At 62.1% G+C, this 12,883-nt stretch carries 13 protein-coding genes; 8 read left to right on the forward strand and 5 right to left on the reverse strand.

Annotated features, from left to right (window positions below; genetic code table 11):
- Nucleotides 1-5: 5 nt before the first annotated feature.
- From AC30D9_RS27200 to AC30D9_RS27210, 3 genes are all read right to left on the reverse strand, one after another.
- The gene (locus AC30D9_RS27200) at nucleotides 6-1,118 is read right to left on the reverse strand and encodes a M14 family metallopeptidase (RefSeq protein ID WP_490145231.1); all 1,113 of its coding nucleotides are present in this window, start codon (nucleotides 1,116-1,118) and stop codon (nucleotides 6-8) included.
- A 103-nt stretch (nucleotides 1,119-1,221) separates the two neighbouring features.
- Complete coding sequence (locus AC30D9_RS27205) at nucleotides 1,222-2,001, reverse strand: ABC transporter substrate-binding protein (protein ID WP_490145232.1); 780 nt, start codon at nucleotides 1,999-2,001, stop codon at nucleotides 1,222-1,224.
- A 235-nt stretch (nucleotides 2,002-2,236) separates the two neighbouring features.
- A complete protein-coding gene (locus AC30D9_RS27210; protein ID WP_134923650.1) occupies nucleotides 2,237-2,671 on the reverse strand; it encodes a rhodanese-like domain-containing protein in 435 nt (144 codons plus the stop codon).
- 101 nt (nucleotides 2,672-2,772) lie between these two features.
- On the opposite strand from AC30D9_RS27210, the gene ftrA reads away from it, so the two are divergent.
- Entirely contained in the window at nucleotides 2,773-3,732 is a 960-nt protein-coding gene (gene ftrA / locus AC30D9_RS27215; protein ID WP_134923649.1) for a transcriptional regulator FtrA, read from the forward strand.
- 172 nt (nucleotides 3,733-3,904) lie between these two features.
- On the opposite strand, the gene cobF is transcribed toward ftrA, so the two are convergent.
- Both cobF and AC30D9_RS27225 read right to left on the reverse strand, forming a co-directional pair.
- Nucleotides 3,905-4,663, reverse strand: coding sequence for a precorrin-6A synthase (deacetylating) (cobF, locus tag AC30D9_RS27220; RefSeq protein ID WP_490145233.1), 759 nt, complete (start codon nucleotides 4,661-4,663; stop codon nucleotides 3,905-3,907).
- The gene (locus AC30D9_RS27225; protein ID WP_490145234.1) at nucleotides 4,660-5,238 is read right to left on the reverse strand and encodes a histidine phosphatase family protein; all 579 of its coding nucleotides are present in this window, start codon (nucleotides 5,236-5,238) and stop codon (nucleotides 4,660-4,662) included. The genes cobF and AC30D9_RS27225 overlap by 4 nt, the downstream gene beginning before the upstream one ends.
- A 299-nt stretch (nucleotides 5,239-5,537) precedes the next feature.
- Here AC30D9_RS27225 and AC30D9_RS27230 point away from each other — a divergent pair, with 299 nt between their 5' ends.
- The 7 genes from AC30D9_RS27230 (at nucleotide 5,538) to astA (ending at nucleotide 12,756) form a co-directional block, all read left to right on the forward strand.
- On the forward strand, nucleotides 5,538-6,392 hold the full coding sequence (locus tag AC30D9_RS27230) for a MurR/RpiR family transcriptional regulator (RefSeq protein WP_134923646.1): 855 nt from the start codon (nucleotides 5,538-5,540) through the stop codon (nucleotides 6,390-6,392).
- 2 nt (nucleotides 6,393-6,394) lie between these two features.
- Nucleotides 6,395-7,039 (forward strand): cysteine hydrolase family protein, encoded by a 645-nt coding sequence (locus tag AC30D9_RS27235; RefSeq protein WP_134923645.1) that lies wholly within the window; start codon nucleotides 6,395-6,397, stop codon nucleotides 7,037-7,039.
- Nucleotides 7,036-8,388, forward strand: coding sequence for a type I glutamate--ammonia ligase (locus AC30D9_RS27240; protein WP_490145235.1), 1,353 nt, complete (start codon nucleotides 7,036-7,038; stop codon nucleotides 8,386-8,388). The genes AC30D9_RS27235 and AC30D9_RS27240 overlap by 4 nt, the downstream gene beginning before the upstream one ends.
- Nucleotides 8,372-9,124 (forward strand): N-formylglutamate amidohydrolase, encoded by a 753-nt coding sequence (locus AC30D9_RS27245; protein ID WP_134923643.1) that lies wholly within the window; start codon nucleotides 8,372-8,374, stop codon nucleotides 9,122-9,124. Before AC30D9_RS27240 ends, AC30D9_RS27245 begins: the two co-directional genes overlap by 17 nt.
- Before the next feature lie 60 nt (nucleotides 9,125-9,184).
- Complete coding sequence (locus tag AC30D9_RS27250) at nucleotides 9,185-10,534, forward strand: APC family permease (RefSeq protein ID WP_134923642.1); 1,350 nt, start codon at nucleotides 9,185-9,187, stop codon at nucleotides 10,532-10,534.
- 109 nt (nucleotides 10,535-10,643) lie between these two features.
- Nucleotides 10,644-11,660 carry an arginine N-succinyltransferase gene (locus AC30D9_RS27255; protein WP_490145236.1) on the forward strand — a complete coding sequence of 339 codons (1,017 nt, stop codon included), beginning with the start codon at nucleotides 10,644-10,646 and terminating at the stop codon, nucleotides 11,658-11,660.
- Between the two features lie 61 nt (nucleotides 11,661-11,721).
- Nucleotides 11,722-12,756, forward strand: a complete 1,035-nt coding sequence (astA, locus tag AC30D9_RS27260) for an arginine N-succinyltransferase (protein WP_490145237.1) — start codon at nucleotides 11,722-11,724, stop codon at nucleotides 12,754-12,756.
- The last annotated feature ends 127 nt before the right edge of the window (nucleotides 12,757-12,883 follow it).

Consider the following 12,883-nt stretch of genomic DNA (forward strand, 5'->3'; position numbering starts at 1 on the left):
ACTTATCAGTCGTTGATCAATTTCCCCTTGCGAATCGGCTCACGCCCGGCGACTTTTGCCTGCCAGATCCCCGGCTGGGTGTAGCGCCCGCGGTCCAGGGCAAACAGCACGCCGCTGGTACCGGCCCGCACGGTGGTGAGCCGATCGTTCAGCGGATCGACCACTTCGAACAACGGATCGCCACGCTCCACCCACTCGCCCGCCTCACGCAAAAAGCTCACCACGCCATGGTGTGGCGCAAACAGGTACTCAGTGCCTTCGAACGGAAAACCTTCACAGCACTGCTCCGGCGCGGGTGGCCAATCCTCGGCGATGAAACCCTGTTCGGCGAGGAAGCCGAGGATGGCTTCGCAATTGGCCTGGGCCTGCTCGACCCGGGTATCACCCATGCTACCCAGCTCCAGCGTCGTCGCCAGGTTGGCCGGTGGAATCGCCGCCGTGGGAAAGGCTTTGGCCAAGCGTAACCAGGGCGTGGAGCAGGATTCATCGAACGAACTGCCGCCCGAATCTTCGCACAGCAACGCCACACCCGCCTTCAACCGTGCGGCCAGGGAACGCCATTGCGGCCACTGTTGCGGCAAGGCATACAAGTGGATCGCTGCCTCGAAATCGCAATGCAGGTCCAGGGTGATGTCGGCGTCGCAGGCATGGCGCAGCAGCAGCCGATGCAGCGCTTCGAGTTGCGAAGGTGGCGCCGGCAGGTCATCGAGAACCTGGGCCATGGTCTGGCGGATCAAGGTGATGTTGGCGGCCGGGTCGTCACCCAGGCGATCACCGATGCGTTGCGCCACCGGGGCACTGAGTTCGACGAAGGAGCGGTTGAAATTCTTGCCGCTGCCCAGCTCGAAACGCCCCATGTGGGCACTTTGCAGATGTTGATCCAGGCCGATGGGATTGGCCACCGGCACCAGCTCGACCACGCCCTTTAGCAGGCCCTGGGCCTCCAGGTCGTTGAGCCGCTGCTTCAGCTCCCAGGCCGTGCGCATGCCCGGCAGTTCGTCGGCGTGCAGGCTGGCCTGGATGTAGGCCTTGCGCGGCCCATGGCCGTAACGAAACACACTGAGCCGGCGCTCGGTGCCCAGGTGGCTCCATGGCAGGGTATGGTCGATGCGTTGCATGAGGAACTCCGGATGGCGATATCTCGATAGGCGCAGGGTAAAGCAATCGCCCATGAAAAAGGTGGCCGGCCGGGTCAACGGCGGGCCACCTTGGGTTCAGCGATTAATGCCCGTAGACGTCGAAGGCGAAGTATTTGTCCTGCACCTTCTTGTAGGTGCCGCTGGCGCGGATTTCGGTGATGGCCGCGTTGAATTGATCGGCCAGGGCCTTATCGCCCTTGCGCACCGCGATGCCGGCACCGCCGCCGAAGTATTTCGCGTCTTCATAAGTCGGGCCTACGAAGGCGAAGCCTTTGCCGGCGTCGGTTTTCAGGAAACCTTCGTCGAGGTTGACCGAATCGGCCAGCATGGCGTCGAGGCGACCGGCAACCATGTCCAGGTTGGCTTCCTGCTGGGAGCCGTAGCGCACCAGGTTGATACCGGCGGGCACCAGCACTTCAGTGGCGAAACGGTCGTGGGTACTGGCACGCAGCACGCCGACTTTCTTGCCCTTGAGCTCAGTCAGCGGGTCCTTGACCTCGGAGCCTTCCTTCATCACGAAACGCGCAGGGGTGCGGTAGTACTTGATGGTGAAATCGACGTTTTTCTTGCGGTCGTCGGTGATGGTCATGGACGACAGGATCGCATCGATCTTCTTCACTTTCAGCGCGGGGATCAGGCCATCGAATTCCTGCTCGACCCAGGTGCACTTAACTTTCATCTGCTCACAGAGCGCATCACCGATATCAACATCGAAGCCGGTCAGCTTGCCGTCGGGGGTTTTCATCGAAAAAGGCGGGTAACCGGCTTCGATCCCGAGGCGGATCGGCTTGGCGTCTTCGGCCAAGGCCGACAGGGACAATACGGACAGTGCCAGAGCACCGAACATGGCTAGCTTCTTCATTTTCGATCCTGAGTGCGCAGGTTTTTATTGATCGTTATGGGCAGATTCGTAGGCAGCGTTCGGTCAGCAAAAACCGAAGTGGCCGGGAGTCTAGAGGGGCACTCGGGAGGGGAATTATGTCGAGGCGACAAATAGTTATAAAAACCGCCGGGGGCGTCCGGCGGTCACGGGATTTGCGAAAAACCTGACAGGTAACCTGGCAGGTCCCTCGTCAAAACCTGGGTGCAGAAGAGCATCAGCAGTCGCAGCTGATCGCCTCCTCAGCCACGCGCTCCACTGAGCCGGTCAGGCGAAAGCCTTCATCGAGCCAGCCCATGACGCCGCCGATCATTTCCTTGACCGGGTATCCCAAGGTTGCCAGACGCACCGCCGCCTTGTTGGCGCCATTGCAATGGGGGCCGGCGCAATACACCACGAACAGGGTGGTCTTGGCATAGGCAGCCAGTGCCTGGGCGGTGAGCGTGCGAGTTGGCAGGTTGATTGCCCCGGGTACATGGCCGCGTTCGTAGGCCAGTGGTCCGCGTACGTCCACCAACACAAAATCAACGTTGCCGGCCTGTTGGCTGGCATGAACGTCGGAACAATCCGTTTCGAATGACAGGCGACGGCTGAAATGCTGCAGGGCGATATCGGAAGGGGCGGCAGGCACTTCGCGAACCAGGCTGGTCATGGGTGTGTACTCCAGGATAGATAAGGCGTGAAGAGACTTTATCCCCCCGGTGCTTACCGCTACAGTGGCGCACAAGACACTCTGTGGGAATTTTCCGCCAAATGCAGCCTACTCCTGGTCTGGTCGCGATCCTCGCCTACGACGGCCTGTGCACTTTCGAATTCGGTGTTGCCGTCGAGATCTTCGGATTGGAGCGACCGGAATTCGATTTCCCTTGGTATGAGCATCGGATCGTCGCGGTCGACGAGGGCCCGATGCGTGCCATGGGCGGCTTCCAGGTATTGGCCGATGGCGGCATGGAACTGCTCGAAACCGCGCGGACCATTGTCGTGCCAGGTTGGCGCAGCCGTAGCGAGCCACCGTCCCCGGCGTTGCTCGAGGCTCTGCGCAGGGCCCACACCCGTGGTGCGCGCCTGCTGTCGATCTGCTCCGGTGCCTTCGTACTCGCCGCCGCCGGGCTGCTCGATGGCCTGGGCGCCACGACGCATTGGCGCTACACCGACGAACTGGCCGCAAGCTTTCCCGCCGTGCGGGTAGACCCGGATGTGCTGTACGTGGATTCAGGGCAAGTCATCACCTCGGCAGGCAGCGCCGCCGGCATCGATGCCTGCCTGCACCTGGTGGCACGGGACTATGGCGTCCAGGTCGCCAACTCCGTGGCGCGCCGATTGGTGATGTCGCCGCAACGTACGGGCGGCCAGGCCCAGTTCATTCCCTCGCCGGTCAGCCGCACGCCACGCAGCGACCTGTCGAGCGTCATGCAATGGGCCCGCGAACGCCTGCACGAACCACTCGGCGTGCGCGAACTGGCCAGCCAGGCGGCCATGAGCGAACGCACCTTCCTGCGCCATTTCACCCAGGCCTGCGGCGTGTCGCCCAAGGCCTGGCTGCAACATGAACGCCTGGCCCGAGCCCGTGAACTGCTGGAAAGCACCGGGGACAACACCGACAACATCGCACAGCTGTGTGGCTACCGCTCGGTGGAAAGCTTTCGTGTGGCATTTCGTAGCGTCGTGGGGTTGGCGCCGTCGGTGTATCGGGAGCGGTTTGGGCGGGGGTGAAATCAGGCCTCGGGAAATAGGACTGCCGAACGCTGTTGTGGCGAGGGGATTTATCCCCGCTGGGGCGCGAAGCGGCCCCCATAAGCTCAACTGGCTTAACCTGGCTCACCCCAAAGGGCTGCCTCGCAGCCCAAGGGGATAAATCCCCTCGCCACAGGTTGATGGGCAAGCATCATTGGGGCTTGCGCAACAAATACGTATCCATGATCCATCCATTCGCCTCGCGTGCGGCCTTGCGGGTGCGTTCGATGTCATCGGCCACGTCCCCCAGTCGGCCGGCAATAAGAACCTCATCCGGCGTGCCCACATAGGCGCCCCAGTAAATCTGCGTCTCGGGATCACTCACCTGGCGATAGGCGTCCTCGGCATCGAGCATCACCACCACACTCGCCGCATCACCCACCTGCCCTGCCGCCAACCGGCGTCCGGTGGTAATTTCCAACGCACCGCCAACGCTGTTCAAGGGCACTTTGTGCCGGGCGGCCAGGGCCTGGACACTGGTGATACCGGGGATCACCTCGAATTCGAAAACGCAGCGGCCGGCATCGAGGATCGCCTGCAGGATGCGCACGGTACTGTCATACAACGCCGGATCGCCCCACACCAGAAAACCACCGCGCTGACCGTCGGACAGTTCTTCATCGATCAAGCGTTCGAAGATGGCCTGTTTAGATCGGTTCAACGCTTCGACGCTGTCCTTGTAGTCCAGGTCGCCACGTTGACGCTCCGGGCTGTGGGCTTCGACGCAACGGTAGGTGCGATCCACGATGTAGCGCCGACAGATTTCGCGTCGCAAGTCCAACAGTTTGTCCTTGGCCGGCCCCTTGTCCATGAGAAAGACCACGTCCAAACGGTTCAAGGCTTTCACTGCCTGGATCGTCAAGTGCTCCGGATCGCCGGCCCCAATGCCAATGACTGACAACTTCTTCATCGCGGCGACTCCTGACCAGGTCCCTGGGTGCGCAATCGCCATACGCCGTTGAAACGCAGTTCGAGGGTGGACAACGGTTCGATGTCGATCCGGTTGAATGTGGCGGCCGGGCAACCCAGGACATTCACCAGGGCTGCACGGATGACGAAGGGGTGGGTGACTGCCAGCAGATGTCCTGGCCGGTTTTCCAGGCCAGCCAGCCATTCTGCGACTCGGCGACACAGCTGGGCGACAGATTCACCGCCGTGGGGGGCCGCCTCGGCATCGTCGAGCCAGGTTTGCACGGCTTGTGGTTCAGCCTTGAACAACTCATCGATGGACAGCCCCCGCCAGCGTCCCAGATCGCAATCGGCCAGGGCCGGGTCCACCTGGGGTACGTCGCCGAACAAGGCGGCGGTCTGACGAGTACGCAACTCCGGCCCGCATAGCAGTTGCCGGAGATTTCGGTAGCGCTGGACAACCTGCGCTGAACGCGCCAGCCAGTCGGCGTCCAACGATTCGTCCAGACCAAAACGCGCCTGCTTCTGGGCGACGGTGCGAGCGTGGCAGATCAAGGTCAGTCGAGTGGCTTGCACGCTGGATACTCAGGCAATCGGAAGGGACGCACGGACGGGATATTCATGCATTTAGTTGTACGGCACCTTATACGAAATCAAATAAGTGAGACAAAAAGACGTTATGTCCGACATCACTATAAGCATTGACTGACATACAGGATCTACCCGGCCGGAACCAACTCCTACAGGGGTTTCGCACAATTTTTGAGCATTTTAAACGGAACGTAAAAACCGCTGGACATGTAGCACCAGCTACATAAATACTGTTTTCAGGAGTTATGAAAGAAATTCAACACCCATCCCGGCAAGGAGCACGGATGCCACCCCTCAGAGACCTGATCACCGATCCCGGCCTGGTTTTGACGCCGTCGGAACGCAAGGTCGTACGTGCCCTGCTCGATCACTACCCACGCAACGGCCTCGGTCCGATGTCACGCCTGGCAGACCATGCCGGCGTCAGCGACCCGACCATCGTGCGACTGGTGAAAAAACTCGGGTTTGGCGGTTATGCCGAATTCCAGGATGCCCTGCTCAGTGATATGGACCATCGCCTGCGCTCCCCCCGCACCCTGTTGCAACCGCGGGCCAAATTGCAGCAAGGCGATACCTGGAGCCAGTACCTGGCCGCCAGTCAACGCAAGCTCATCGACACCCAGGCCCTGACCCAGCCCGAAGACGTGCGCATTCTCGTGCAGTGGCTGCTCGACAGCCGCCACCAGGTGCATTGTTTCGGCGGGCGCTTCAGCAGCTTCCTGGCCCACTACCTGCTCAACCATTTGCGTCTGCTGCGCGCTGGCTGTTTCGCCCTGGATGACAACGCCCAACTGCCCGACCGACTGTTCGACGTGCAACGCCAGGACGTGGTGCTGATCTTCGATTACCGTCGCTACCAGGCCCAAGCCCTGCGCGTGGCCAGCGCGGCCAAGGAGCGCCACGCCCGCGTCGTGCTGTTCAGCGACGTCTATTCCTCGCCCTTGCGCGAGCTGGCCGACCTGATTATCAGCGCCCCGGTGGAATCGATCTCGGCCTTTGACAGCCTGGTGCCGGCGCTGGCCCAGGTCGAGGCGCTGATTGCCTGCCTGACCCTGCAATGCCCCGAACTGGCCGAACGCCTGGAAGGCATCGACGCCTTGCGCACGGAATTCAACACGCACCTGTTGGAGGAAAAATAAGGATGTTCTCGCTCCCCCACCGCTCCCCTCGGGATTTGCCGTTCACTCGCGACCACACCGCATTGCTGCTGGTGGACATGCAACGCGCCTGGCTGGAACCGCAATTCGATGCCCACCTGCACACCCGGGAGGCCGAGTACTTCATCCATCGGGCGCGCCAGCAGGTCATCCCCAACCAGCAGCGCTTGCTCAATGCGATACGAGAAGCACAGCACAACGTGCTGCACACCCACATCGAAAGCCTCACCGCCGATGGCCGCGACCGCTCCCTGGATCACAAGCTGTCGGACATGCACCTGCCCAAGGGCAGCCCCGAGGCGCAGATCATTGCCGAACTGGCGCCGCTGGAAAACGAAATCGTGCTGCCCAAGACCTCCTCCGGGGTTTTCAATTCCACCAACATCGACTACGTGCTGCGCAACCTGCAGACCCGACACTTGATCGTCGCCGGCATCGTCACCGACCAGTGCGTCGACATGGCCGTGCGCGACGCCGCCGACCGTGGCTACCTGGTCACGCTGGTGGAAGACGCCTGCGCCACTTACACCGAACAACGGCACCTGGCATGCCTGAACGCGATCAAGGGCTATTGCTGGATCACCGATACCGACACGGTACTCGCTCGTTTGCGGGAGATGCAGCCGTGAGCCGCCTCGATACTGCTGCCGTCCTCGCCCCGTTGCCCGTCACGACGCTGGTGACCACCGATCTGATCGGCGTGACCCGTGGGCGTTCGTTTCCCAGCGATGAATTGCCCCACTACGTCACCGCCGGTTGTGGCTGGGTGCCGGCCAACAGCGCGCTGACGCCCCAGGACATCATCGCTTCGACCAACCCTTGGGGCGCTTATGGCGACCTGCGACTGGTGCCGGACCTGTCCAGCCGGGTAACCGTCAACAACGGCCCCGACGCCCAGGCGCCCGCCCTGGACTTCATCCATTGCGACATCCGGGAGACCGATGGCCGCCCCTGGAGCGCCTGCCCGCGCACGCTGCTGCAGGACGAAGTGGAGCGTTATCGCGCCGACCTGGGCTTGCAGGTTTTCGCCGCGTTCGAACATGAATTCAACCTGGTGGCCATGCCTGCGCAGCCTGATCGGCTGGCCTTCAGCCTCCAGGCCCAGCGCCAGCAGGCCGGGTTCGCCGGGTGGTTGCTCAGTGCCCTGCGCGCTGGCGGCGTCGAACCGGAAATGTTCCTGCCTGAATATGGCAAGCAACAATACGAAATCACCTGCCGTCCGACCTTGGGCGTGGCCGCTGCCGATCGGGCCGTGAACGTACGGGAAATCACCCGCGAGATCGCCCGGCAGATGGGCCTGGACGTAAGCTTCGCCCCCAAGACCTCGGAACATGCCGTGTGCAACGGCGTGCATTTGCACCTGAGCCTGCAAGACCTGAGCGCAGACCCGGTGCTGCATGACGCCGCCAGCAGCAACGGCTTGTCCAGCCTCGGCCAGCATTGGGCCGCCGGGGTGCTGCACTATCTGCCAGCGCTGTGTGCGCTGACCGCGCCGACGCCAGTGTCCTACGAGCGGCTGCAACCGCATCACTGGAGCGCATCCTATGCGTGCCTGGGACAGCGCAACCGCGAAGCGGCGCTGCGTATCTGCCCGACCGTGAGCCTGGGTGGAAAACCGCTGGCGAACCAGTACAACCTGGAGTTCCGCGCCATGGACGCCAGCGCCTCGCCGCACCTGGCGATGGCTGCGCTGTTGATCGCCGGGCGCCTGGGCATCCAGCAACGACTGGCGTTGAACGCTGTCACCGATGAAATACCCGATGAGCTGGATGAAGCACAACGTCGAGCCCGTGGCATTATCGCCCTGCCGACAACCCTGGCCGAGGCACTGGACTGCCTTCGCCACAGCGGGGCGCTGCTCGAAACCCTGCCCGGCCCGCTGGTCGAAACCTACTTCGCCTTGAAGGCCCAGGAGCTGGCCTTGACCCAGGCGCTCTCACCTGCCGAGCGTTGTGAGCACTATGCACGAATCTATTGAATGTGCTGAAACAGGTCTCTACACCAAGCCACCTTACCGGTTGGCCCGGGAGGAGTCCGAACACCCGGTGCTGCTGGTGTGCGAACACGCCAGCCGCTTCATTCCCGGTGCGCTGAATGACCTGGGCCTGGATGAAACGGCGTCCCAGGAACACATCGCCTGGGATATCGGTGCCCTGGCCTTGGCCGAACGCCTGTCCGAAACCCTCGGCGCAACGCTGCTGCTGGCCAATTATTCACGGCTGCTGATCGACCTCAACCGTCCGCTGCATGTGCCGGACAGCATTCCAGCGCAGAGCGAGATCTATCAGGTCCCGGGTAACCATGCCCTGGACGAAGCCACTCGCGAATATCGCCGACAGTGCCTGTTCCACCCCTTCCATGATCGGTTGCGGGCGTTGATCGACCAGCGCCTGGCCGCCAACCGACCGGTGCGCGTGGTGGGCATTCACAGTTTCACCCCGGTGTTCTATGGCCAGCCGCGCGCCCTGGAAGCGGGCGTGCTGTTCGGCGAAGCCAAGGAATACGCCCAACGCATCGTCGACGGGCTGGGCCGGCACTCACTGCGGGCGGCGGGCAACCAGCCCTACAAGATCAATCCCTTGACCGACATGACGGTCCCGGTGCACGGCGATGGACGCGGCCTGGATTCGGTATTGATCGAAGTGCGCAACGACCTGTTGCGCAGCCCCGAGGCGGTACGGACCTGGAGTGCCTACCTGGCGCCCCTGCTGTAGCAAGTTTCCAGCGACAGACAGCAAGCAAGAGCAACCCACAGCTGAAAAGGAAAACGGCTCATGAGCATTGAGGCATTTGGCTACAAACAGGAATTGAAGCGCGGCCTGTCGCTGACAGACCTGGTGGTATACGGGATGATCTTCATGATCCCCATCGCACCGTTCGGCGTGTATGGCTACGTCAACGCCGAAGCACCGGGGATGGTACCGCTGGCATACATCATCGGCATGGTGGCGATGCTGTTTACCGCCTTGAGCTACGGCAGCATGGCCCGGGCCTTTCCGGTGGCAGGCTCGGTCTATTCCTACGCGCAACGCGGCCTCAACCCACACGTCGGGTTCATCGCCGGCTGGCTGATGCTGCTGGACTATCTACTGATCCCGCCGCTGCTCTATGTCTACGCCGCCATGGCGCTGAACCATTTGTACCCGGACATTCCCAAGGTCGGTTTCATCCTGGCCTTCCTGGTGAGTGCGACCTTCGTGAACCTGCGGGGCATCACCTTCACTGCGCGGATGAACATCATTTTCCTGCTGGCGCAGTTGGTGGTACTGGGGATTTTCCTGTTCTACGCCTGGAATGCCCTGCACGGTGGGGCTGGAAACGGCCAACTGACCCTGGCGCCGCTGTACAGCCCGGAACACTTCAACTTCGCCCTGCTGATGCAAGCCGTATCCATCGCGGTATTGTCGTTCCTGGGCTTCGATGCCATTTCCACCCTGGCTGAAGAAATCAAGGGCGACCCGGGCCGCAGCGTCGGCAAGGCGGCGCTGGTGACCTTGCTGGTGATGGGGGCGATTTTCGTGGTGCAAACCTGGATCGCCACGGACCTGGCGGCCGGCATGGGTTTCAAGTCCGCCGACACCGCATTCTATGAAATCGCCGAACGGGCGGCCGGCAGTTGGCTGGCCACGTTGACAGCGGTTGCCACGGCCCTGGCCTGGGGCGTGGCGGTGGCGATCACCTCCCAGGCAGCAGTGTCGCGCCTGTTGTTCGGCATGGCCCGGGACGGCCAGTTGCCCAAGGTGCTGGCCAAGGTCCATCCCAAACACAACACCCCGTACTTGAGCATCTACCTGGTGGCAGTGCTCTCGCTGCTGATCTGCTATCTGTTCATCGACGCCGTGGACACCCTCACCTCCCTGGTCAACTTCGGCGCCCTGAGCGGCTTCATGTTGCTGCACATCACCGTCATCAACCACTACTGGCGCCGCCAACAGTCCGGCCAACTGATTCGTCACTTGATCTGCCCACTGATCGGCTTCGTAATCGTCGCCGCCATCATGTACAACATGGGCGTGGCGGCGCAGAAGCTCGGCCTGATCTGGATTGGCGCGGGCGTGATTTATCTGTTTGCGCTCAATAAATTCGGCACCCCCGGCACAGTGCCCGATCCGGCCGGTCAGTGAGGACCGGCGGTCGAAGGATTCGACCAACCATGGTTACAACGCGTGGACATCGACAGTGATCGTCAAGCCCGGTGCCTGTCACCGGGCTCTTGGAACAGGAGTGCAATCCATGCTGGCCTTACGTCCAGTTCAATTAACCGATCTGCCGCAATTGCAACAATTGGCCCGTGACAGCCTGGTGGGTGTCACGTCGCTGCCGGACGATAGCGGGCGCCTGGAGGAAAAGATCCTCGATTCGTGCGCCTCATTCGGGGCCGATGTGCAGAACCCCGGTGCAGAGAATTATTTTTTTGTCTTGCAGGACCAGGAATCCGGGCGCCTGGTCGGCTGCTCGGAAATTCTCGCCAGCACCGGTTGCAACGAACCGTTCTACAGCCTGCGCAACCGGCCGTTTTCCAGTGAGTCCCGAGAGCTGAACATCCAGCATGGCGTGCCCGCGCTGTCGCTGTGCCAGGACCTCACCGGGCAGACGCTGCTGCGGGGCTTCCACATCGACGCCGAGCGGGTGCGCACGCCGGAATCAGAGCTGCTGTCCCGGGCCCGGCTGATGTTCATCGCGGCTCACCCGCAACGCTTCGCCGAATCGGTCATCACCGAAATCGTCGGTTTCAGCAGCGAAGACGGCCAGTCGCCTTTCTGGGACGCCATCGGCCAACACTTCTTCGACCTGCCCTACGTCGAAGCCGAACGGTTGTGTGGCTTACAGAGCCGCACCTTTCTCGCCGAGCTGATGCCGCAGTACCCAATCTACGTGCCCATGCTGCCCCCTGCGGCCCAGGCCTGTATCGGCCGGGTCCATCCCGACGGCCAGGAAGCCTTCGACATCCTGGCGCGCGAGGGTTTCGAGACCAACAGCTACGTCGATATCTTCGACGGCGGGCCGACCTTGCATGCCCGCATCGCGAACATTCGCACCATCACGCAAAGTCGAATCGCCACGGCCCGGCAAAGCCGTCAGATCGATGCAACAAGCCATTACCTGGTGAGCAACGACCGCCTTGGAAACTATCGGGCCATCGTCGCCGGGCTGGCCGTCAACACCGAGGGGCCCGTGGCTTTGTCGCCTGACATGCTGGCCGCCCTGGACATCACCGATGGCGAGCGGATCCGGGTGGTTGCCTTATGAACCTCATTCGATCCTGCGGTACGCATTGGCACCTGGACCGACACGATGAAGGAGCTGCGTCATGATTGTCCGTCCGGTCGCCATTACCGATCTGCCCGCATTGCTGGACCTGGCCCGTTGCGCAGGCCCCGGTTTCACCAGCCTGCCGGCCAACGAAGAACGCCTGGCCCACCGCATTCGCTGGGCCCAACGGACCTTTGCCGGGCAAGTCGAACGTGCCGACGCCGATTATCTGTTCGTGCTCGAAGACGATGACCGACAGGTGGTGGGTATCAGCGCCCTGACCGGCGCGGTCGGGCTGCGCGAGCCCTGGTACAACTATCGGGTCGGGCTGACCGTCAGCTCGGCGCCGGAGCTGGGGATCCAGCGGCAGATCCCGACCCTGTTCCTCAATAACGAGATGTCCGGGCAATCGGAAATCTGCTCGTTGTTCCTGCACCCCGAACAACGCCGTGGCCATAACGGACGCCTGTTGTCCCTGGCGCGCCTGTTGTTCGTTGCCGAATTTCCCCAGCTGTTCGGTGAAAAACTGATCGCCGAACTGCGGGGCCATGCCGATGAACAGGGTTGTTCGCCGTTCTGGGACAGCCTGGGAAGGCACTTTTTCAAGAAGGATTTCAGCTACGCCGATCAGTTGTCCGGCATGGGCAACAAATCGTTCATCGCCGAGCTGATGCCACGCCAGCCGCTGTATACCTGCCTGCTCACCGAACAGGCCCAGGCGGTGATCGGCAAGGCTCACCCGAACACCGAGCCGGCCATGAAAATCCTCAGCACCGAGGGTTTCAGCCACAAAGGCTACATCGATATTTTTGACGGTGGCCCGGTGATCGAGGCGCCGGTGTCGAAGATCCGCACCGTACGCGATAGCCAGGCGCTGACCCTGGTCATTGGTACCCCGGACGATCTGGCACCGGTCTGGCTGATCTACAATCGGCGCCTGGAAAATTGCCGTGTCACCAGCGCCCGTGCGCACCAGCATGGCAACAAGCTGCTCGTCGATCGCCTCACCGCCAAACGCCTGCAGGTACAACCGGGCGACACGGTGCGCGCCGTGGCATTGCCCAAGCTGGGGCAGCAGGCGGAGGCGGCGTAGCCCTGGGTATCGCCCAGCCCTGGATAATCAATATCATTGAGCAGCAATACTTCTCCACAATTGCATAATTGCCACTCACTAACTCGAGACCCATACTTTCGCGCACCGCCCCACTGTAACGGCAATG

The sequence above is a fragment of the Pseudomonas sp. DF11 genome (genome assembly GCF_058148565.1).

Coding starts and splice junctions, on each gene's coding strand:
- AC30D9_RS27255 (WP_490145236.1), top strand. CDS start 10,644: ATGCTGGCCTTACGTCCAGTTCAATTAACCGATCTGCCGCAATTGCAA.
- cobF (WP_490145233.1), bottom strand. CDS start 4,663: ATGAAGAAGTTGTCAGTCATTGGCATTGGGGCCGGCGATCCGGAGCAC.
- astA (WP_490145237.1), top strand. CDS start 11,722: ATGATTGTCCGTCCGGTCGCCATTACCGATCTGCCCGCATTGCTGGAC.
- AC30D9_RS27245 (WP_134923643.1), top strand. CDS start 8,372: ATGCACGAATCTATTGAATGTGCTGAAACAGGTCTCTACACCAAGCCA.
- AC30D9_RS27250 (WP_134923642.1), top strand. CDS start 9,185: ATGAGCATTGAGGCATTTGGCTACAAACAGGAATTGAAGCGCGGCCTG.
- AC30D9_RS27235 (WP_134923645.1), top strand. CDS start 6,395: ATGTTCTCGCTCCCCCACCGCTCCCCTCGGGATTTGCCGTTCACTCGC.
- AC30D9_RS27210 (WP_134923650.1), bottom strand. CDS start 2,671: ATGACCAGCCTGGTTCGCGAAGTGCCTGCCGCCCCTTCCGATATCGCC.
- AC30D9_RS27230 (WP_134923646.1), top strand. CDS start 5,538: ATGCCACCCCTCAGAGACCTGATCACCGATCCCGGCCTGGTTTTGACG.
- AC30D9_RS27205 (WP_490145232.1), bottom strand. CDS start 2,001: ATGAAGAAGCTAGCCATGTTCGGTGCTCTGGCACTGTCCGTATTGTCC.
- ftrA (WP_134923649.1), top strand. CDS start 2,773: ATGCAGCCTACTCCTGGTCTGGTCGCGATCCTCGCCTACGACGGCCTG.
- AC30D9_RS27200 (WP_490145231.1), bottom strand. CDS start 1,118: ATGCAACGCATCGACCATACCCTGCCATGGAGCCACCTGGGCACCGAG.